The organism is Actinomadura meridiana, assembly GCF_039537545.1.
GTDB lineage: Bacteria > Actinomycetota > Actinomycetes > Streptosporangiales > Streptosporangiaceae > Spirillospora > Spirillospora meridiana.
Map to the genome: position 1 here is coordinate 560,712 of NZ_BAABAS010000006.1, position 21,135 is coordinate 581,846.

Annotated in this window: 9 protein-coding genes; 6 read left to right on the forward strand and 3 right to left on the reverse strand. The window is 72.9% G+C overall.

Annotated features, from left to right (window positions below; all coding sequences use genetic code 11):
- Positions 1-329 precede the first annotated feature (329 nt).
- From ABD808_RS15765 to ABD808_RS15785, 5 genes are all read left to right on the forward strand, one after another.
- Positions 330-1,076: a thioesterase II family protein gene (locus tag ABD808_RS15765; RefSeq protein WP_344896750.1), complete on the forward strand. Its 747-nt coding sequence runs from the start codon at positions 330-332 to the stop codon at positions 1,074-1,076.
- 103 nt (positions 1,077-1,179) lie between these two features.
- Complete coding sequence (locus ABD808_RS15770) at positions 1,180-1,512, forward strand: acyl carrier protein (RefSeq protein WP_344896753.1); 333 nt, start codon at positions 1,180-1,182, stop codon at positions 1,510-1,512.
- Positions 1,513-1,541: 29 nt separating this feature from the next.
- Positions 1,542-2,876 carry an NAD(P)/FAD-dependent oxidoreductase gene (locus ABD808_RS15775; RefSeq protein ID WP_344896756.1) on the forward strand — a complete coding sequence of 445 codons (1,335 nt, stop codon included), beginning with the start codon at positions 1,542-1,544 and terminating at the stop codon, positions 2,874-2,876.
- Positions 2,877-2,952: 76 nt separating this feature from the next.
- The gene (locus tag ABD808_RS15780; RefSeq protein WP_344896759.1) at positions 2,953-4,284 is read left to right on the forward strand and encodes a cation:proton antiporter; all 1,332 of its coding nucleotides are present in this window, start codon (positions 2,953-2,955) and stop codon (positions 4,282-4,284) included.
- A gap of 64 nt (positions 4,285-4,348) precedes the next feature.
- The gene (locus ABD808_RS15785; protein ID WP_344896762.1) at positions 4,349-4,579 is read left to right on the forward strand and encodes a DUF5988 family protein; all 231 of its coding nucleotides are present in this window, start codon (positions 4,349-4,351) and stop codon (positions 4,577-4,579) included.
- A gap of 39 nt (positions 4,580-4,618) precedes the next feature.
- On the opposite strand, the gene ABD808_RS15790 is transcribed toward ABD808_RS15785, so the two are convergent.
- Genes ABD808_RS15790 through ABD808_RS15800 form a run of 3 tightly spaced genes read right to left on the reverse strand, consistent with a single transcriptional unit; the run spans position 4,619 to position 12,366 of the window.
- Positions 4,619-5,473, reverse strand: coding sequence for an alpha/beta hydrolase (locus tag ABD808_RS15790; RefSeq protein WP_344897944.1), 855 nt, complete (start codon positions 5,471-5,473; stop codon positions 4,619-4,621).
- A 2-nt stretch (positions 5,474-5,475) separates the two neighbouring features.
- A complete protein-coding gene (locus ABD808_RS15795) occupies positions 5,476-10,077 on the reverse strand; it encodes a non-ribosomal peptide synthetase (RefSeq protein WP_344896765.1) in 4,602 nt (1,533 codons plus the stop codon).
- 39 nt (positions 10,078-10,116) lie between these two features.
- Positions 10,117-12,366, reverse strand: a complete 2,250-nt coding sequence (locus ABD808_RS15800; RefSeq protein WP_344896768.1) for a type I polyketide synthase — start codon at positions 12,364-12,366, stop codon at positions 10,117-10,119.
- Positions 12,367-12,699: 333 nt separating this feature from the next.
- Here ABD808_RS15800 and ABD808_RS15805 point away from each other — a divergent pair, with 333 nt between their 5' ends.
- Entirely contained in the window at positions 12,700-21,135 is an 8,436-nt protein-coding gene (locus ABD808_RS15805; RefSeq protein WP_344896771.1) for a type I polyketide synthase, read from the forward strand.

Genomic DNA, 21,135 nt, shown 5'->3' on the forward strand with positions numbered 1-21,135 from the left:
TTCCGGACTTTCGTCGCGGCTTCCCCGTAGCGGCTGGATCGCGCTGCTTCCGTCGCACCCAGTGCGGAGCCTGGCGGCCGCTTTGAAGGACGTTAGCATTGATCGCATGGCCAGTTAAGACCCCAAAATATGGCTACGCAGCGTCGCCAATTACAGGCTACGGAGCGTCGCCAAATGTCTTCGTGGGGTGAGTGGAGGCGGTGTCGGGGCACACTTCTTTTAGGGGTGGTTCAACTTTCAATTCGTGCCGCGATGGCAAGTTCTTGTCAGCGGCCGCATGGTGATCGAATCTTGTCAACATAATGGTCGTAAAGGATTTGAAGATGATTATGAAATCGTCTCACGACGCGCTCTGGACCCGGTGCTACGAGCGAGCCGTCCCGGACGCGCCGCGGCTCGTGTGCTTTCCCCACGCTGGCGGGGCGGCCAGCTACTACCGCCCGCTCGCCCTGACGCTCGCCCCCCGGATCGAGGTACTGGCCGTGCAGTATCCGGGCAGGCAGGACCGGCATCGGGAGGCGTGCGTCGAGGACGTGCACCGGATCGCCGACCAGATCGTCGAGGCGTTGCCCCCGGAGGACGGGCGCGACCTGGCCTTCTTCGGGCACAGCATGGGCGCGGTCATCGCCTTCGAGGTGGCGCGGCGGCTCCACGACAGGGGCGGCCCGGTGCCAGCGCGGCTGTTCGCGTCCGGCCGTCGCGCGCCCTCACGGCACCGGGAGGAGGGCGCCCACCTGCTGGACGACGCCGGGCTGCTCGACGAGATCGGCGCCCTCGGCGGAACTGACTCCCGCCTCCTGGAGGACAGCGAACTGCTGTCCGTGATCCTTCCGGTGGTGCGCAGCGACTATCGGGCGATCGAGACCTACTCGCACGCCCCCGGCCCGCCATTGCCCTGTCCGGTGACGGCCGTGGTCGGCGACGGCGACCCGAGGGCCACGGTGGACGAGGCTCGGGCATGGGCCGATCACTGCACCGGCGATTTCCAGTTGCACGTCCTGCCAGGCGGACACTTCTACCTGGACGCCCAGCGGGACGCGGTCGTAAAGATCATCACCGAATCCCTGTGTCACTGAAAGGCGACCCCTAACTTTCTCCGCCGCGATCAGGGTGACCCCTGACGTGGCCGCGCGGCCGTCTTAGGGGCTGACTCCGCGGACGACCCTTCCTAATGTTGGGATGGCCGGCGCCGAGGCGCGCCGGCACGCCCGACCCCCGCCGATTCCTGACCTGAAGAAGGGACGCGTCATGCATAGCGAGGAGGTCTCGGCTCGGATCGGGGCCTTTATCCGTGAGAAGTACGTGGGTGCGGACGACGGTGAAGTGACCGACACCACGGCGCTCATCGCCCTGGGAATTCTGGATTCACTGAACACCGTGCTCCTGCTCGGTTTCATCCGGGAGGAACTCGGCGTCGTGGTGCCCGCCCAGGAGATCAACGCAGCGAACTTCAAGAACATTCAGGCCATTACCGCCCTGGTGTGCGGGCTGGCGAACGCCACGGCGTCCTAGCGGACTTCGGGGAAGGGGAGCAGGCTCTGATGAATCCCGATTTCGACGTGCTCATCATCGGCGGCGGCCCCGGGGGTTCGACCGCGGCCGCCTACCTCGCCAAGGCGAACCTGTCCGTGGCGGTCTTCGAGGGCGAGAAGTTCCCGCGGCCCCACGTCGGGGAGTCGCTCGTCCCGGCCACGACGCGGGTCCTGCTGGAGACCGGCGTCATGGACAAGGTGGAGAAGGCGGGGTTCCTCCGCAAGTACGGCGCCGCGTGGAGCACCGCCGAGGAGCGCGAGGTCCCGCGCAACGGCTTCACCGGCATGTCCTACGACTGGACGGCGCAGGTCAGGTTCGGCGAGCGCGCGCAGCCCGGAGTCGACCGCGAGTACACCTTCCACGTCGACCGCGGCAAGTTCGACGTCATCCTCCTCGAACACGCCGAGAGCCTCGGCGCCACGGTGTTCCGGGAGACGCGGGTGATCGGGGCCGACCTCGACGACCCCGGCGGCGTCCAGATCACCTGCCGGTCGGGCGGCGAGGAGACCACCTACACCGGGCGCATGCTGATCGACGCGTCCGGCCGCCAGACGATGCTGGGCAGGCAGCTCAAGCTCAAGGTGCCCGACCCGGTCTTCGACCAGTACGCGATCCACAGCTGGTTCGAGGGGCTGGACCGCAAGGCGCTCGCCAGCGACCCGAAGGACATCGACTACATCTTCGTCCACTTCCTGCCGATCAACGATTCCTGGGTCTGGCAGATTCCGATCACCGACACCGTCACCAGCATCGGGGTCGTCACCCAGAAGCACCGTTTCCGTGAGGCCAACACCGATCGGGAGAAATTCTTCTGGGACTTCATCAAGACCCGTCCCGACCTTTACGAGGAACTGCGGAAGACCGAGAGGGTCCGGCCGTTCAAGCCGGAGGGCGACTACAGCTATTCGATGGAGCGGATCGCCGGTGACCGGTTCGTCATGATCGGTGACGCCGCCCGGTTCGTGGACCCCATCTTCTCCAGCGGCGTCAGCATCGCGCTGAACACCGCGCGGCTCGCCTGCGCGGACATCGTCGCGGCGAGCGAGGCGAACGACTTCTCCCACGCCAGGTTCGCCCAGTACGAGGAGATGCAACGGATCGGGACCCGGAACTGGCACGAGTTCATCTCCATCTACTACCGGCTGAACATCCTGTTCGCCGCGTTCGTCCAGGACCCTCGGTACCGGATCGACGTCCTCAAGCTGCTCCAGGGCGACATGTACGAGGAGGACCCGCCGATCCTGGGCGAGATGCGGGAGTTCGTGACCACGGTGGAGAACGACCCCGACCACCTCTGGCACCCGTACGTGGGGTCCCTGCGCGCCTCGCGGCCCGAGTTCTGACCGCCGATCGTCGCGTGGCCCGAGTCGCCCGAATCGCCCGAGTCGCCAGCGGCGGCGGCCGGTGGAGGGGAGCGGGATGCCGGTAGCCGATCCAGTAGCGCCCATCGTCCCCCACCACCTGCTCGTCCTCCTGCTCCAGCTCGGCGTGCTGCTCATGCTCGCGGCCCTGCTGGGCAGGCTGGCCAGGAAGTGCGGGATGCCCGCGATCGTCGGGGAGCTGTGCGCCGGGGCGCTCGCCGGGCCCTCGGTCCTGGGCGCGCTGTCCCCGGACCTGTCCGGCTGGCTGTTCCCTGCGGACGGCGCCCAGACGCACCTCCTCGACGCGGTCGGGCAGGTCGGGCTGCTGCTCCTGGTCGGCCTCACCGGGATGGAGCTTGACTTCGGGCTCGTCCGGCGCCGGGGGCGGGTGGCCGCGCAGATCAGCGCGGCCGGGTTCGTCCTCCCGCTCGTCCTCGGCGTCGGCCTCGGCCTGCTGCTCCCCGCGTCCCTCCTCCAGGAGGGCGCCGACCGGACGGCGTTCGTCCTCTTCCTCGGCGTCGCGATGAGCGTCAGCGCCATCCCGGTCATCGCCAAGACGCTGTTCGACCTGAAGCTGGTGCACCGCAACGTCGGGCAGCTCATCCTGGCGGCGGGAGTCGTGGACGACGTCGCCGGATGGCTGATGCTGTCGGTGGTGTCCGCCCTCGCCACCTCGGGGCTCCAGACCGGCGACCTCGGGCGGTCGCTGATCTGTCTCGGCGCCGTCGTCGTCTTCGCCCTCGTCCTGGGCCGCCCCACGATCCGGCTGGTCATGCGGTCCTGCGGCGGGCGACCTGGTGAACATCCCGCGGGTCAGCTCGCGGTCGCGGTCGCCCTCATCGTCCTCGCGGCGGCGGGGACGCACGCCATGGGGCTGGAGGCGGTGTTCGGCGCCTTCGTGTGCGGCATCGTCATGCGCGCGAGCGGCGCGGTCGATCCGGCGGTGCTGGCTCCGCTGCGCGGCGTCGTCCTCGCCGTCCTCGCCCCGATCTACTTCGCGACGGCCGGGCTGCGCATGGACCTCACGGCGCTCGTCCGGCCGTCGGTGCTGCTGGCGGCGGTGGCCGTCCTGGTGGTCGCCATCGTCGGAAAGTTCGCGGGCGCGTTCCTCGGCTCGCTCGCCGCGCGGTACGGGCCCTGGGAGGCCCTCGCGATCGGCGCGGGAATGAACGCCCGCGGGGTCATCGAGGTCATCGTGGCGATGGCCGGGCTGCGTCTCGGCGTGCTGAGCACCGAGGCCTACACCATCATCGTGCTCGTCGCGCTCGTGACCTCCGTGATGGCGCCGCCGCTGCTGCGCGTGGCGATGGGACGCGTCGAGCAGACCGCCGAGGAGGCGCTGCGCCGACGGGACGACGACCCCTTCCGACATGTCGAGGAGGCCACGTAAGGGCCGCCGGAGCTCCGGACGGCCGAGGTGAACGCCGAGGTGAAACAAGCACAGGAGGTATCCAGTGAACAGCTCGTCCGACCTCGTGAGCGTCACTCTCGAAGGAGGGCCGCGCGACATCCCGCGGACCCTGCGCGTGCTCCGCGCGAGGGTCGCCGAAGGAAAGATCAAGATCGAACGGCACGGCGGATACGAGCACTTCGAGCGGGACCCGGCGGCCGAGGGCTTGGCGGTCGACGCGGGTGCCGAGTCCCCCGTGTTCCGCTGGACGGTCCGGACCAGGATCGCCGAGTAGGCCGGGTCCGCCGGGGACGACCCACCGGAGCCCGGCGGATCACCGCAGCGCGCGGGACACCCGTCCGCCGAGGTCGGCGATGGCCTCGGCGGACCGCCGCGAGAGCGCCCCCCACGCCAGGTAGCCGTGGTCGACGCCGGGGCTGTCGATCAGCGTGGTCTCGACCCCGGCGGCGCCCAGCACGCGCGCGAACTCCAGCGCCTGCCCCCGCAGGAAGTCGAACTCTCCCGTGGTGACCACGGTCGCGGGCAGGCTCGACAGGTGCGGGGCGAGTAGCGGCGACGCCTCGGGGTCGGCGCGGTCGGCCGCGCCGAGGTACAGCTCGATCATGTGGTGCAGGTTCTCGGGGAGCGGCCCCGACGGAGGCCGTTTCCGCAGGTCCACGGCGGGATGTACGAGCAGTTGCAGCGCCAGCGGCGGGCCGCCCGCGGCCGCGAGGCGCAGCGCGGCGGCCACCGCGATCTGCCCGCCGCCGCTCTCCCCGGCCACGCCCAGCCCGGCCGGGTCGACTCCCAGGTCGTCGGCGTGCGCGGCCACCCACTCGACGGCGGCGGCCGCGTCGTCGACCGCCGCCGGAAAGGGATCCTCGGGGGGACGCCGGTAGCCCACCGACACGAAGGCGACGTCGCAGGCTTGGGTCAGCGCGCGGACGACCGGGTCGTAGGACTCGACGTCCCCCAGCGCCCAGCCGCCGCCGTGGAAGAAGACCAGGGCGGGCAGCGGCCGGGCATCGCCGTGCCGGGGTGGGCCGGGCCGGTAGAGGCGTGCGGGGACGCCCGCCGCTCGGAGGTCCCGGACCTCGCCGACGGGCGGGCGCGGGAGCTTGGCCAACTGGGCGTCGTGCATTTCTCGCAGCCGCGCGATGGTGTGGGGGAGTTCGGCGCTTGTCGTCATGCTCACGCGTCCGACCGGGCCGCCACGGTGGCCGCCAGCCCGGCGACGGTGGGCCCGTCCAGCAGCGCCGCCATGATCTCCTGGGCGCTGCCGCGCAGGCCGAAATCCTCGCGCAGCGGGCCCAGCATGGACACCACGTGCAGGGAGTCGCCGCCGAGTTCGAAGAAGTCGTCGTCCACCCCGAAGTCCGTCCGTCCGAGGACCTCGGACCACAGGTCGAACAGCCGTTGCTCCATGGGGTCGCGCGGGCCGACATGCTTCTGGACGGGCCCGTCCTCCCAGCGGGACGGCAGGGCGCTCCGGTCCACCTTGCCGTTGGAGCTGAGCGGGAGCCGGTCCAGGAGCACGAGGTGCCGGGGCACCATGTACTCGGGAAGGGCCTTCTCCAGCGCCTGCCGCAGCCGCTCCAGGTCCGGGCCGCCCGCCGCGCTCGCGCCGGACGGCGCCTCGGCGACCAGGACGTGCATGTAGAGGTCGTGCGGGGAGCCGTCGCCGGGCAGGGTGTGGAGGCCCGTGAAGCCCGCGGCTTCGATCCGGTCCCGCCACTCCGGCACTGACAGGAGCGGCGGACGCCACTCGTCCCGTGGCCGGTCCTGCGCGAGACCCTCGACGAACCCGACGGTGACGAGGGTGGAGAGCATGGTGGTCGTGCTCTCCAGCAGCACCAGGAGGCCGCCGGGCGCCAGGGCGCACCGCAGCGCCGCCAGCGTCCGGTCCAGGTCCCGGGCGTCGTGGAGCACGTTCGCGCCGAGCAGGACGTCCACCGAGCCGGGGCCGATCCCCTGGTCGGCGAGGTCGGCGTCGATGTCGACGGCGCCGTACTCGACGAATGGGTACGCGTCGCCGAACCGCTGCCTGGCCCGTCCGGTGAAGTAGCCGGAGATGTCGGTGAACTGGTACCGGACGCGGTCGGGCGGCAGCTCGGCCAGCACCGGCGCGGAGGTCGAGCCGGTCCCGCCGCCGACCTCCAGCACGCGGACGGGCCGGTCGGCGGGCGCCGCGTCGACGAAGGACCGGACCACGCGCGCGACCGTGCGGTTCTGCACCCTGGAGACGGGATTGTCGGCGTACAGCGCGTTGACCACGCTCCAGTCGCCGCCGGGCAGCAGGAACTCCAGCGCGTCCGCCTCACCGCGCAGCAGGGCGACCTGGGCGTCGGCGCAGGCGGCGAAGTACTCGCGCAGCACCCCTTGGGGGCCGTCGACCGCCATGTCCGCCAGCCCGCGCTCGATCCGCTCGCCCAAGGCCGCCGGGTCGAAGGGGTTCGCGCAGCGGTACTCGTCGGGACGGTCGCCGAGCTGGAGCATTCCCTGGTCGACCAGGGCGGACAGCCTCCGCTCGACCAGCTCGGCGTACTGGGGCGCGACCCCGGCCGCGACGATCTCCTCGGGCCGGACGGTGTCGCCCTCGGCGAGGAAGAAGCCGAGGTCGGCGAAGGCCCGCGCGATGACCAGGGGGGTCAGGGTGTTCGCCGCGTCCAGCGTGTCCCGCTCGGTGCTCAGATCCGCGGCGTGCTCGGCCCTGTCCCGATCGAGGGCGGTCGCGGTCGCTTCGAGGATGCCGTGCAGTCGCGTACCTGGATCGGGCTCGTTCGCGTGGCCCGCGCCGTCCGGGGTCGTGGCTTCGGGGACGACGTAGCCGACGAGCTGGCGGCGTCCGGTCCGGGGGCTCGCGTCGACGCCGACGACCGCCTCGGCGATCCCGGGCTGCCGCGCGAGCTCCGCCTCGATCTCGCCCAGCTCGATCCGGTAGCCGTTCAGCTTGACCTGGAAGTCCTCCCGGCCGAGGAAGTCGATGTCGCCGCCGGGAAGGTAACGGCCGAGGTCGCCGGTGCGGTACAGCCGTTCCCCGGTCCTCGGGTGGACGATGAAGCGTTCGGCGGTGCGCTCCTCGTCGCCCCAGTAGCCCTTGGCCACGCCCTTGCCGCCGATGTAGATCTCACCGGTCGCCCACACCGGGCATGGTTCGAGACGCTCGTCGTACACGTGCAGGGTCTGGTTCGCCAGTGGCTTGCCGTACGGGATGCGCGTCCAGTCCGGGGGAACCTCGCGGATGTGGTGGAACACCGACCAGATGGACGCCTCCGTCGCGCCGCCCAGGCTGATCACGTCGGCGCCGGGGCACTGGGCGCGGATGGAGTCCGGCAGCGACACCGGAATCCAGTCGCCGCTGAGCATCACGAGCCGCGGCCCGGGGGCGGACGACGGTAGCCCCGGGGCGGACGGCGCGAGCCCGGGGTTGGACGGCGCGAGCCCGGATTCCAGCGAGTCGACCCACGCCTGCATGAGCGCGGGCACCGAGTTCCAGACCGTCACCCCGTGCCGCCGGACGAGGTCCGTCCAGTGCGCGGGATCGTGCGCCTCCGACGCCGACGGAATGACCATCGCGGCCCCGGTGGACAGCGTGCCGAACACGTCGTACACCGACAGGTCGAAGCTGAGAGACGAGAGCGCCAGCACCCGGTCGTCCGGGCCGACGCCGAAGCGCGCGTTGATGTCCTGGACGGTGTTGGCCGCCGCGCGATGCTCGATCACCACGCCCTTGGGACGTCCGGTCGAACCGGACGTGAAGATGACGTACGCGAGGTCTTCCGGTGAGGGCGCGACCTGGGGCGCTTCGGTCGGGGCGTCGCGTGTGTCGGCGTCCGCGAAGGTGATCACGTGTAGGCCATCGGGCCAGGTGTCCTCGTCGCGCAACTGGGGCGTGGTGACGACGATCCTTACCGCGCACCGCTCCAGCAGTTGTTCGCGCCGGGCCTGCGGCCAGTCCGGGTCGATGGGGAGGTAGGCGGCCCCGGCGCGGGTGATACCGAGGACCGAGGCGATCTGGTCGCGGCCCTTGCCCATCACCACGGCGACCAGTTCGTCGCGGCTCGCGTCCAGGGCCACGAGCCGGTGGGCGAGACGATGCGCCGCGTTCGCCAGCTCCGCGTAGGTGTACTGCCCGTCGTCGGCGATGACCGCGACGGCGTTGGGGCTGCGCTCCACCTGCGTCTCGACCAGCTCGCACAGCGTTCGTTCGGGGATCGGCGCCGCCGTGTCGTTGGCGGCGCGGCGTTCGGTCTCCTGCCAGGCGGGCAGCGCGATGGCGGCGGCGTCCGCGTCGTCCCAGAAGCCCTCGTCCTCGGCCAGCCGGGCGACCAGCGCCCGGTACGCGCCGAACATGTCGTCCAGCATCCCGGGCGGGAAGAGCTCCTCCGCGGAGTCCCAGCTCAGGTGCAGGTCGCCGCCCTCCTCGGCGACCTGGTGGTCCAGCCACACCTGCGGCGTCTGGCTGACGCCGTGCACGACGTCGCCGAGGAAGCGCAGGCCGCCGACCAGACCCTCGTCCGAGGCGGCCCCGAGCATGCTGGTGAACACCACCGGCATGGCGGCGCCGGGCGCCCCGCCGAGCCGCCGGGCGCGTTCCCGCAGAACCCGGACGCCGCTGTAGGCCAGATGGTCGAGGTTCCGCGCGAGCCGCCGGTGCAGGTTCCCGCACCGGGTCGCGAAGCTCTCGTCCGGCCGGGCGTCGGCCGTCAGCATCGTGACGGACGTGAAGTCGCCGATGACCCGGTCGATCTGCGGATGCACCGGCGGCCGGTCGAACAGCGTCAGGTTCAGGGTGAAGGACGGCGCCTTCGACCAGGCGCGCAGCACATCGGTGAAGGCCGTCATCAGCACCGCCGAGGGGGTCAGGCCCCGCCGCCGCGCGATCGCCTTGATGGCCGTCCAGCCGGGTTCGGGCACCGTGTCGTGGCGGCGGTGGAACATCGCGCGTCCCGGCCGGGGGCGGACGGGCAGCTCGGGGGGCGGGCTGAGTTCGTCCAGCCCGTTCAGCCAGTACTGCTCGGCGAGGCTGTACTCCTCGCCGTCCTGCCGTGCGAGCTGGGCCAGGACTGCGTCGCGGTAGGTGACGCCCAGCGGCTCCGGCGACCAGGCAGGGTCCTCGTAGAAACGGCGCCACTCCTGGAAGAGCAGGTCCATGCTGAACCCGTCCATGATGAGCATGTCGAGGCTCAGATGCAGGCGCGCGTGCCGGTCGCCCGTCCGGGTGGCGCGGATGTCGAACAGCGGCCAGCGGTCGGCGGGCAGGATCTGGTGGCTCATCTCGTCGCGGACCCGCTCGATCTCCGCGTCCCGCTCGTCGTCCGCCAGCCCGCGAAGGTCGAGTATCCGTAGGTCGTACGCGGGGACCTCGGGCAAGACCCGCTGCTGGCCGGACGGCTCGACCACGGCGCGCAGCATGTCGTGCCGGTCGATCACCTTGCGCAGCGCCCCGGCCAGCCGGTCGAGGTCCAGGCCCTCGCTGGCCAGTTCCAGGTAGGCGTGGGTGGACGTGCCGCCCATCTCCAGCGCGGGGTTGCGGCCCACCCAGTAGGCGTGCTGGATGTCGGTCAGCGGGAACGGCTCGTACCGGTCCGCTGGCCGGGGGACGATCCGCTCCGCCGTGTCGTCGCGCTGCGCCCGGCGGAGCAGGTCGATCAGCCCGTCCCGCTCCTGGCGGAGCCGGTCGCGCAGTTCGTCGGTCAGGCTGCCGGCGGGGGCCAGCACGTCGAGGCCGTCCTCGCCCAAGCGAAGCCGGACGCCGAGCCGGTGCAGCTCGGTGAGCAGGTCATGCGCCATCGTGGTCTCCTGCGTGTGGACGTGGTCTCCTGCTGAGCGTCACAAGCTCAGCACTTCGATCTCGCCGTTCCGCGCCGCCTCGTCCGCCGCGCCGTCCGGCGGGGCGACCAGGGTCCTGGCGGCGAGCTGGGCGCGGATGTCGTCGACGATGTCGGGCAGGGCGCTGTCGCCGAGGAGCAGCCCCAGGGTGAGGTCGACGGACAGGTCGGTGCGCAGCCGGTGGCGGAGCCGGACGGCCAGCAGCGAGTCGAATCCCAGCTCGTTGAGCCGGGCCCGCTCCCGGCCGGTGAGCCGCGCCGCGTCCCAGCCCAGCAGGAACGCGATCCGTTCGAACAGCGCGGACAGGACGGCCGCACTGCCCGCGTCAGGATCCTGGACGACGAGTTCGGCCAGTTCGGACTGCTGCTCGGGCGTGAGGGGACGTGGCTCGCGAGGGAGCACGTCGGGTGCGCTCCAGCGTTGCCGTCCGCCGCCTTCGTCGGCCTTGGGGGCCGGGGGAGTGAGCCAGTACGCGCGCCGCTGGAACGGGTAGGTCGGCAGGTCTATGCGTCGCGCTCCGGTGCCCGCGAACGCGTCGCGCCAGTCGGCGTCCAGGTCGGGGGCGTCGGGGTCGGGGGCGAGCGGGTCCTCGCGGGTCGCGAGCTTCGCCAGCCGGTCGAGGAACCGCGCGCGGTCCTCGGCCACGATCACTGCGCGGTGCTCGAAGGTCGAGCGCGCGGTCGCCAGCGTGTAGCCGACGTCCAGCGGGTCGACGTCGGGATGTTTCTCCAGGAACGCGGCGAGCCGCTCCGCCTGCGCGCGCAGCGCGTCCGGGCTCCGCGCCGACAGCACCCACGGCACCGTCCGCGCGGGCTCCGGCGGCGCCTCCGCTGTGGCGCCGTCCGGGGCGGTCGGGATCGGCGGCGGGGCCTCGCCCAGGATGATGTGCGCGTTCGTGCCGCTCATGCCGAATGACGACACGGCCCCGCATCTCGCTCTGCCGGTGTCGGGCCACGCGCGCGGTTCGGCCAGCGGCTCCACCGCGCCCCGCGTCCAGTCCACGCTCGTGCTGGGACTGTCGAGGTGGACGATCCGCGGCACCCGCCCATGCCGCAGCGACATGACCATCTTGATCACCCCGGCGACCCCGCTCGCCGCGTGCGGATGCCCGATGTTGGACTTGACCGAGCTGACCAGCAGCGGCCGGTCCGCCGGGCGGCCGCGGCCGTAGACCTCCAGCAGGGCGGACGCCTCGATCGGGTCGCCGAGCGGGCTGCCGACCCCGTGCGCCTCGACCGCGTCGACCCGGTCGGGGGTCAGCCGCGCGTCCGCGAGCGCCTGGCGGATGAGGCGCTGCTGGGCGGGTCCGCTGGGCGCGGTGAGACCGTTGGTGGCGCCGTCCTGGTTGGTCGCCGACCCGAGGACGACCGCGAGCACCGGGTGCCCGTTGCGCCGCGCGTCCGACAGCCGTTCGAGGACGAGCATGCCCACGCCCTCGGAGAAGCCGATGCCGTCCGCGGTCGCCGAGAACGACTTGCAGCGGCCGTCGGCCGCGAGCCCGTGCCGTCGGCTGAACTCGTCGAACGCGTCGGGGGTCGCCATGACGGCGACCCCGCCCGCCAACGCCAGCGTGCAGTCGCCGTGGCGCAGCGCCTGACAGGCCAGATGCGTCGCGACCATGGAGGAGGAGCAGGCGGTGTCGACCGTGACGGCCGGTCCCTCCAGCCCCAGCGTGTAGGCGATCCGGCCGCTGGCGGCGCTGGTGGCGTTGCCTATCCCGAGGTACGGCTCCAGCCCGGGAGGCGGGGTCTCCCTGGACTGCGGCCCGTAGTGTCCGTACACGACGCCCGCGTAGACCCCGGTCCGGCTGCCGCGCACGTCGTCGGGGACGATTCCCGCGCGCTCCAACGCTTCCCAGGACGCCTCCAGCAGCAGTCTGTGCTGGGGGTCCATCGCCAGTGCCTCGTGCGGTGCGATGTCGAAGAACTCCGCGTCGAAGTCGGCCACGCCGTCCAGGAAGCCGCCCTCGTGGGTACCGGTCTTCTCCAGGCCGTCGGAGTCGGGCGAATAGAGGCCCGCCAGGTCCCAGCCGCGGTCGTCGGGAAAGCGGGAAATGGCGTCGCCGCCGTCGTCGACCAGCCGCCACAGGTCCTCGGGTGAGCGCACTCCGCCGGGAAATCCGCAGGCCATGCCGACGATCGCGATCGGTTCGCGTGCCGCGGATTCCAGCTCTTCGACGCGCTGGCGAGAACGCTGGAGCTCCGCCGTGGCCTTCTTCAGATATTCACGCAACGTCGCTTCGTCCGCCATTCCCATCAGCTCCCTGCACGTCGCGCGGACAGAAATTCTCCAGTGTGACCGTAGGCGTGCCGGGCCTGGTGCGGCCACCCCTACCTCGGACCTAGGGGATTCGCCGCGTCCGAACCGGAGTGGCATTAGGGGTGACGGGGCGCGGGTTAGGGGATGACGTCCAAACGCGGCGTCCATAGTCTCGGAGCGAAAACGCCCTGACCATCATCGCATTGTGCCCGATTTCTGAACGAAAAATGCCGTGCGGCGATTTCGAGATGCCACAAAGGCCGCCCGCCGCCGAAATGAATTCGATCTTTCCCGGTTCACCATGGACGAGGAGATGCGACGCGCGTGACACGCGGAACTGGTGCGATCCCGTCTCGGATGGGCGGTGGGCCGCCCGAACCCGTCGCCGTCGTGGGCGTGGGATGCCGTTTCCCCGGTGGGATCCGGAGCGTCGACGCGCTCGGCGCGCTGCTGGACTCGGGCGCCGACGCGTTGACCGAGGTGCCGCCCGACCGGTGGGACGGCGACGCCCACGACCCGCGTCACGGCCGTCCCGACGCCGTGCGCAGCCGCGTCGGGGGATTCCTCGACGACATCGACCGGTTCGACGCGGTGTACTTCGGGATCTCCCCGCGCGAGGCGGGCCGCGTCGACCCCCAGCAGCGGTTGCTCCTGGAGGTCGCGGCGGAGGCGATGGCCGACGCGGGCCGCCCCTACGCGGAATGGCGCGGCAGCCGCACGGCGGTGTTCGTCGGGATGCTCGCCAACGACTACACGCTCCTGCACGCCAGGACGCTGGGCACCGAGGGGATCGGGCCGCACTACGCGAGCGGGGTCGAGGCGAGCTTCGCCGCCGGAAGGCTGGCCTACACCTTCGACCTGCACGGCCCGGTCGCGTCGTTGAGCGCGGCGTGCTCCTCGTCCCTGCTGGCGGTGCACCAGGCGTGCCAGAGCCTGCGGTCGGGCGAGTGCGACGCGGCGCTCGCGGGGGGCGTGAACCTACAGATCGTCCCCGACATCAGCGTCTTCATGAGCCGGGTGGGGGCGATCTCGCCGACCGGGCGCTGCCGTCCCTTCGACGCGTCCGCGGACGGCCTGGTCCGCGGCGACGGCTGTGGCGTCGTCGTGCTGAAGCGACTCGCCGACGCGCTGGCGGACCACGACCGGATCTACGCGGTGCTGCGCGGGTCGGCGGTCAACAGCGACGGCGCCAGCATGGGCCTGACCGCCCCGAACGCTGTGGCGCAGGCGTCTCTGCTGCGGACGGCGACCGGCACGGCGGACGTCGACCCCGCCGACGTCGACTACGTCGAGGCGCACGGCACCGGGACGCCGCTCGGCGACCTGGTCGAGCTGAGCGCGCTTCAGGAGGTGTACGGGGCCGGACGGCAGGACCGCCCCCTGGTGGTCGGGTCCCTCAAGGCCGTCTTCGGCCACATGGACGCGGCCGCAGGCGTCGGCGGCCTGTGCAAGGCCCTGTGGGTGCTGCGGTCCGGGCGGGCGCCAGCGCAACCGCACATCGACCAGTTGAACCCCGCGATCGACTGGGCCGACGCCGGAATCGCGGTCGCCCGGCAAGCGGTGGATTTCGACCCCGCCGACCGGCCGGTGCGCGTCGGGGTGAGCGCCTTCGGGCTCAGCGGCACCAACGTCCACGTGATCGCGGAGGCGGCCCCCGCACTGACCGAGCCCGCGCTGACCGAACCCGCGCCGGGCGAACACGCGCCGGGCGGAAACGGCGTCCCTTACGTGCTGCTCGCCTCCGCCCCGGCCTCCGCGACGGGCGGGCTGCCGGAACAGGTGCGGGCCCTGCGCGAGCGGGTGGCCGGAGAACGCGACCTCGCGGGGCTCGCCGCGTCCGCCGCGACCCGCCGCACGCACGAGTCGCACCGCTTCGCCGCCGTGGCGACCGACCGGGACGCGCTGCTCACCGCCCTGGAGGACCTGGACGATCCCCCCGACGGCGTCTTCACCGGCGTGGTCGCGGACCCGGACGACCCGCCCCCGGTGGCGTTCGTCTACTCCGGGCAGAGCAGCCACTGGGCGGGCATGGCGACGGACCTCTACGGGAGCGACCCGACGGTCCGCGACGCCTTGGACGAATGCCACGAGCTGATCCGGGCGCAGGCGTCGTGGTCACTGCTCGACGAGCTGCGCGCGTCCGAACCCGAACGGCTGGACCGCACCGACCGGGCCCATCCGGCGATCTTCGCCGTCCAGGTCGCGCTGACCCGCTGGCTGGGCGAGCGCGGGATCACGCCGTCCGCCGTCCTCGGCCAGAGCCTCGGCGAGATCTCCGCCGCGTACGCCGCGGGCTGCCTGGCCCTGCCGGACGCGGTGCGGCTGGTGGTGCGCCGCGCGGAGATCCTGACGTCCCGCGCCGCCGGGACGGGCCTGATGTACGCCGTGGCCGCCTCGGCCGACACGGTGCGCGGGTTCCTGGCGGACGCGGGATCGCCCGTCGCGGTCGCCCTGGTCAACGGCCCCGAGTCGGCGGTGGTGTCCGGTCTCACGGCCGACATCGAGCAGGCCGTGCGCGTCCTGGAGGGTCACGGCCTGCGATGTCGGAGGCTGCGCAGCGAATACCCGGCGCACAGCCCGGCGCTGGAGCCGTGCGCGCGCGAGCTGGGCTCGGAGATGTCCGGAATGCGTTCGACCGCGCCCCGGATCCGGCTGCTGTCCACCGTCCACCCGGAAGAGGACCTGGACGGCGTCGACGCCCGGTACTGGGAACGCAATCTCGTCGAGCCGGTGCTGCTGTGGCCCGCCGTCGACCGGCTGCTCGCCGAACGGGACCACGCCCTGGTCGAGATCGGCCCGCATCCGATGCTGCTCAAGGGGCTCGCGGCGGCCATGCGGCAGCGCGGCCGGAGCGCACCGGTGACGGGGACACTGCGCCGCGACGTCCCCGGACCGCTGGCGGTGCACCGCGCCCTCGCCCGCCTGCACGTCTCCGGGGTGCCGGTCGACTGGACGGCCGTCACCGGCAGACCGGATCGGTACCGCACGCTGCCGGTGCCGTCCTGGGGCGGAGAACGGCATTGGCTCCCCGGTGTCGAACGCGGCTACCACACCGCCCCCCTGAGGGAACGGCCGCCACAGCCCGAGACACGTGAGCCCGAGACACGGGCGCCCGTGGCCGAGGCGCCCCCACGTCCCGATCAGGACGCGGTCGACCGCGTCGCGCGGGTGGTCCGTGACGTGCTCGGCCTCCCGGACGGGGAACGGCTGGGACGCCGTCGCGGCCTTTTCGAGCAGGGCCTGGACTCGCTGACGGCCGCGGAACTGCGCTCCCGGCTGGAGGCGGAGTTCGCGGTGGATCTCCCCGTGCCGGTGGTGTTCGAGAACCCGACCGTCGAGGCGCTGGCGGCCTACCTGCGCACCGCCGCGCCCCGGCGGGAGGCGGCACCGACCGCGGAACCGGCTGCCGAGCCATCGGCGCGGGGCGTGACGTCCGCCGACCGTCCGGACCATCAGGACGGGGCGGTGGCGGTGATCGGGGTGGCCTGCCGCCTGCCGGGCGCCTCCTCGCCCGAGGAGTACTGGTCCCTGCTGACCGAGGCCGGAAGCGCGATCAGGGAGCTGCCCGCGCGGCGCCGCGAGGACCCGATCTGGGACGAGGCCGGACGCGACCTGCCGACGCGCGGCGGCTACCTGCCCGACATCGCCGGGTTCGACGCCGCCTTCTTCCGGATCTCCCCGCGCGAGGCCAGGTCGCTCGACCCGCAGCAGCGGCTGTTCCTTGAGGTGGCGTGGGAGGCCCTGGAGGACGCCGGTTGCCGCCCCCGGACGCTGGAGGGCCGTGGGATCGGGGCCTACGTCGGCATGGAGATGGCCGACTACCAGCATCTCCTCACCCGCGACATGTCCAACGTCGACCTCTACTACGGCACCGGCACCTCGTTCGCCGCCGCCCCCGGACGGCTGTCGTACTTCCTCGGCCTGCGCGGTCCGAGCCTGGCCGTCGACACCGCGTGCTCGGCGTCGCTGACCGCGGTCCACCTGGCCTGTCAGGGGCTCCGCGACGGGGACTGCGAGGTGGCCGTGGTCGCGGGCACCAACGTGATCGCCGCGCCGACCGTGCTCGTCGCGATGAACGCCGACGGCGGCGCCCTCGCGCCCGACGGGCGTTGCAAGGCCTTCGACGACGACGCCGACGGGCTGGGCTGGGGAGAGGGCGCCGCCGCCCTCATCCTGAAACCGCTGGCGGCGGCGGAACGCGACGGCGACCGGGTCTACGCCGTGATCCGGGGGAGCGCGATCAACCAGGACGGGGCCAGCGGCGGGCTGACCGTGCCGAGCGGCCCGGCCCAGGTCGGGGTCGTCCGCGACGCGCTGCGCCGCGCCGGGTGGGCGCCGCGCGACGTCGACTACGTGGAGGCGCACGGCACCGGCACCCGGCTCGGGGACCCGATCGAGGTGCGCGCTCTCGCCGAGGCCTACGGGCCGGGACGGGACGCCGCCGACCCGCTGCTCATCGGGTCGGCGAAGGCGAACATCGGTCACCTCGCCCCGGCCGCGGGCATCGCCGGACTGCTCAAGGTGGTGCTCGCCCTGCACCACGGAGAGATCCCACCGCACCCCGTGTCCCGTCCGTCGACCAGGATCGACTGGGACGAGGTGCCGGTAGCCCTGCCGACCGCGCGGCGCGGCTGGCCCGCCCGCGAGCGGCCCCCGCGCGCGGGCGTGAGCTCGTTCGGTCTGGCGGGGAGCAACGCGCACCTGCTCGTCGAGGCGGCGCCGCGCCCCGTCCGGGAGAAGGAGCCCGCCGAGGCGTCGCCGCCGTTCGTCCTGCCGGTCACCGCGGCCACCCCGGCGGCCCTGCGCGCGGCTGCCGCCAAGCTGGCCGCGCGGCTCAGAAAGGACCCGGGGGACATCGCCGACGTCGTAGCCACGGCGGTGTACCGGCGTTCATGGCTGGACTACCGGCTCGCCGCCGTCGGCGACGTGGACGACATCGTCACCGCGCTGGAACGTGCGGCGGCCGGTGCGGACGCGCCGAACCTCAGGATCGGACACGTCTCCGCCGATGACACCCTGCCCGTCGCCTTCCGGCTCGGCGCCGAACCGCCGTCCGGACCGGTGCTCGCCGCCTTGCTCCGGCACCCCGAGTACCACCGCGCCCACGTCCGGGCGGGCGAACTCGACGGGGCCGGGGACCTCCTACGGCACCATGCCGCGATCACCCACCTCTGGGCAGTCCTCGGAATCGTCCCCTCACCCTCCACCGGGGAGCGGGACGACGAGCCGACCGCTGAGACGCTTGTCGACGTCCTTCCCGAGGGGGACGATCCGGTCTCGCAGATCGCCTACGCCGTGGCGGACCTGTTCGTCGCCGGGTACGAGCCCCCCGAGAACGTGCCGTCGCCGCGACGGCCGGTGAGCCTGCCCGCCTACCCGTGGGAACGGCGGCACTACTGGTACCGCGAGACCTCCGCCGTGGAGCCGTGCGTGCTCGCGGCGACCAGCGCCGGGGAGTTGCGGGCCGGTGCGCGGCACCTGGAGGAGTTCGTCGCGTCCGATCCGACCCTGACCCCGGCCGAGGTGGGGTCGGCCGTGGCGGCGACGGCGCCGGACGGGCGGCATCGCGCCGTCGCGCTGGCGGCCGACAGGGAGGACCTTCTGCGGCAGCTGTCCGCGGTGGCGGGCGGACGCCGAAACGGCCGGGCGGTGAGCGGCGTCGCCAGGGCGTCCGCCGCTCCGGTGTTCGTGTTCCCCGGCCAGGGCTCGGAGTGGGCCGAGATGGCCGTGGGCCTGCTGGACACGTCACCGGCCTTCGCCTCGGCGATGCGGGCATGCGACGACGCCCTGCGCCCGTTGTGCGGATGGTCGGTGCTGGACGTCCTGCGCCAGGACCCGGCGGCTCCCGGGCTGGACCGCGTGGACGTCGTCCAGCCGGTGCTGTTCGCGACGATGGTGTCGCTGGCCCGGACGTGGGAGTCCTACGGCGTGCGTCCCGCAGCCGTGGTGGGCCACTCCCAGGGCGAGATCGCGGCGGCGCACATCGCGGGGGCGCTGTCCCTGGAGGACGCGGCGACCGTGGTGGCACTGCGCAGCCGGGTGCTCGGCGAGACGCTGGGCGGGGAGGGGGCCGTGGTCGCGGTCGGCCTGCCCGCCGGTCAGGTCCGCCCACGGGTCGCCGGACGGAAGGGCGTCGCCGTCGCGGGCGTGAACGGCCCGAGATCCACCCTGATCTCCGGGGACGCCGCCGAGGTCGAGGCGCTGGCCCAGGAGTTCCGGGACGAGGGCGCGCGGGTCCGCAAGGCCGCCGCGTTCGCCTCGCATTCGGCGCATGTCGAGCGGATCCGCGAGCGGTTGCTCGACGTCCTGGCGAAGGTGCGGCCACGGGCAGGGCGGGTGCCGTTCTGCTCGACCGTCACCGGGGAGATGACCGACACCACCGTCCTGGACGCCGACTACTGGTACCGCAACCTTCGCCAGCCCGTGGAGTTCGAGGCAGCCGTCCACACCTTGCTGGAGGCGGGCCACGAGGTCTTCATCGAGATGAGCCCGCATCCGGTGCTGGTCGCGGGGATCGAGCAGATCCTCGACCTCGCGGGCCGCGACGGCGTGGCGCTCGGCACTCTGCGGCGCGGCGACGGCGGCCTGCGACGGTTCTTCACGGGACTCGCGCACGCCTGGGTCAACGGCGTCGCGGTGAACTGGCGGGCCGCCCACACCGGGACCGGACGTCCCGTGGAACTGCGCGCACGGGTGGACGAGCCCCCGGCGCCCGCGAGCGGCTCCGTCGACGCCGAGTTCTGGGAGGTGGTGGACCGCGCCGACGCCCGGGAGCTCGCGACGCTGCTCGACCTCGGACGGGACACCACCGAGAAGGTGCTGCCCGCGCTGGCGTCCTGGCGCCGGGGCCGCCTGGAGCGGTCGGTGCTCGACTCCTGGCGCTACACCGTCGAATGGCGGCCGGTGACGGACGTGCCGACCCCGGCGCTGAACGGGGTCTGGCTGCTGGTGGTCCCGTCGAGGGGCGCCGCGCACGCCTGGGTGGCGGGCTGCGAGGAGGCCCTCGCGTCCCACGGAGCCGAGGTGCGGCGGGTGGTGCTCGACGTCGAGGCCGACCGGCGCGAATGTCTGGCACGCCTGCGCCGCGCACACGCGGACGCCGAGCCCGCCGGGCTGATCTCCCTGCTGGCCCTGGACGAGGAGCCGCATCCCGCGCATCCGGTGCTCACCGGGGGTGTCGCGGGTTCGCTGGCGCTGGTCCAGGCGCTCGGCGACGCCGGGTTCGCCGCGCCCGTCTGGTGGGCGACCGCGGGCGCCGTCTCGGTGGGCGCCACCGATCCGGTGACCCGTCCCCGGCAGAGCCACGTCCTCGGCATCGCGCGCGTCGACGTCCTGGAGAACCCACGGCGGCGCGGCGGTCAGCTCGACCTGCCGGGCGCCCCCGACCCGGACTCGCGGAGGCTGCTCTGCGCCGTGCTCAGCGGGATCGGCGACGAGGACCAGCTCGCGGTGCGCGCGGGCGGCCTGCTGAAGCGTCGGCTGGTCCGCGCGCCCCTCGCGGGCCGCTCGTCCGCTCGGCGGCGCCCGCGCGGCACCGTCCTGATCACGGGCGGGACCGGCGGCCTGGGCGCGGCGGTCGCCCGACACCTCGCCCGCGAGGGCGCCGAGCATCTCCTCCTGGTCAGCAGGCGGGGATCGGACGCGCTCGGAGCGGCCGAGCTGGAGGCCGAACTGACCGCACGCGGGACCCGGGTCACCATGGCCGCCTGCGACGTGGCCGACCGCGACGCCCTGGCCGCCGTCCTGCGCGCCGTGCCCGCCCGCTTCCCGCTGACGACCGTCCTGCACACTGCGGGCTTGAAGGGGCCGCGCGACACCCTGGCGGAGGCGGACCTGACCGACTTCGCCGACGTCTTCGCCCCGAAGGTGGCGGGCGCCCAGAACCTGTGCGAGCTGGTCGCGGGGACGGACCTGGACGCCTTCGTCCTGTTCTCGTCCACCGTCGGCGTCTGGGGAGGCGGCCAGCAGGGAGCGTACGTCGCCGCGAACACCTACCTGAACGCGTTGGCCGAGCACCGCCGATCCCGGGGCCTCCCGGCCACCGCCATCGCCTGGAGCGCGTGGGACGGCCCCGGCATGTCCGCCGACGCGGGCGACCATCTGGCCGAACGCGGCGTGCGGCTGATGGACCCGGCGACGGCGCTCGCGGCGCTACGGCAGGTGCTCGACCACGACGAGACGTTCGTGACGATCGCCGACAACGACTGGGAACGGTTCGCGGAGGTGTTCGGCGCGGCTCGTCGCCGTCCGCTCATCGGCGACCTGCCCGAGGTCCGCCGCGTCTGGGCGCCGCCCGGATCGGACGGGACCTCGGACACCGCCGGGCACCCGGCGCTGACGGGAGAACTGCTCAAGCTCTCCGCCGCGCAGCGGGAGGCCGCCCTGGTGGACCTGGTGCGCACCGAGGCCGCGAGCGTGCTGGAACACCCCACCACGGAGGCCGTCGACCCGGACCGCCCGTTCAACGACCTCGGCTTCGACTCGCTCACCGGGATCGAGCTGCGCAACCGGCTGAACGCGGCGACCGGGCTGCGCCTCCCCGCCACGCTGATCTTCGACCATCCCACCCCGACAGCGCTCGGCGAGCGTCTGGACGAGGAACTGCGCTCCCTCGCCCCGGTCAACGGCGGCCCGGGCCCGGCGACCGGCGCGGCGACCGGCACCTCCGCCTCCGCCTCGGTGCTCGACGCCGAGGCGATCGCCGCGATGGACGTGGACGACCTGATCGAGCTGACGCGCCGCTCGGACGAACGGAGCTGA

Bases quoted from the DNA above. Each gene is read 5' to 3' on its own strand.
- ABD808_RS15765 (WP_344896750.1), top strand. From the start codon at position 330: ATGAAATCGTCTCACGACGCGCTCTGGACCCGGTGCTACGAGCGAGCC.
- ABD808_RS15795 (WP_344896765.1), bottom strand. From the start codon at position 10,077: ATGGCGCATGACCTGCTCACCGAGCTGCACCGGCTCGGCGTCCGGCTT.
- ABD808_RS15800 (WP_344896768.1), bottom strand. From the start codon at position 12,366: ATGGCGGACGAAGCGACGTTGCGTGAATATCTGAAGAAGGCCACGGCG.
- ABD808_RS15780 (WP_344896759.1), top strand. From the start codon at position 2,953: ATGCCGGTAGCCGATCCAGTAGCGCCCATCGTCCCCCACCACCTGCTC.
- ABD808_RS15775 (WP_344896756.1), top strand. From the start codon at position 1,542: ATGAATCCCGATTTCGACGTGCTCATCATCGGCGGCGGCCCCGGGGGT.
- ABD808_RS15770 (WP_344896753.1), top strand. From the start codon at position 1,180: ATGGCCGGCGCCGAGGCGCGCCGGCACGCCCGACCCCCGCCGATTCCT.
- ABD808_RS15790 (WP_344897944.1), bottom strand. From the start codon at position 5,473: ATGACGACAAGCGCCGAACTCCCCCACACCATCGCGCGGCTGCGAGAA.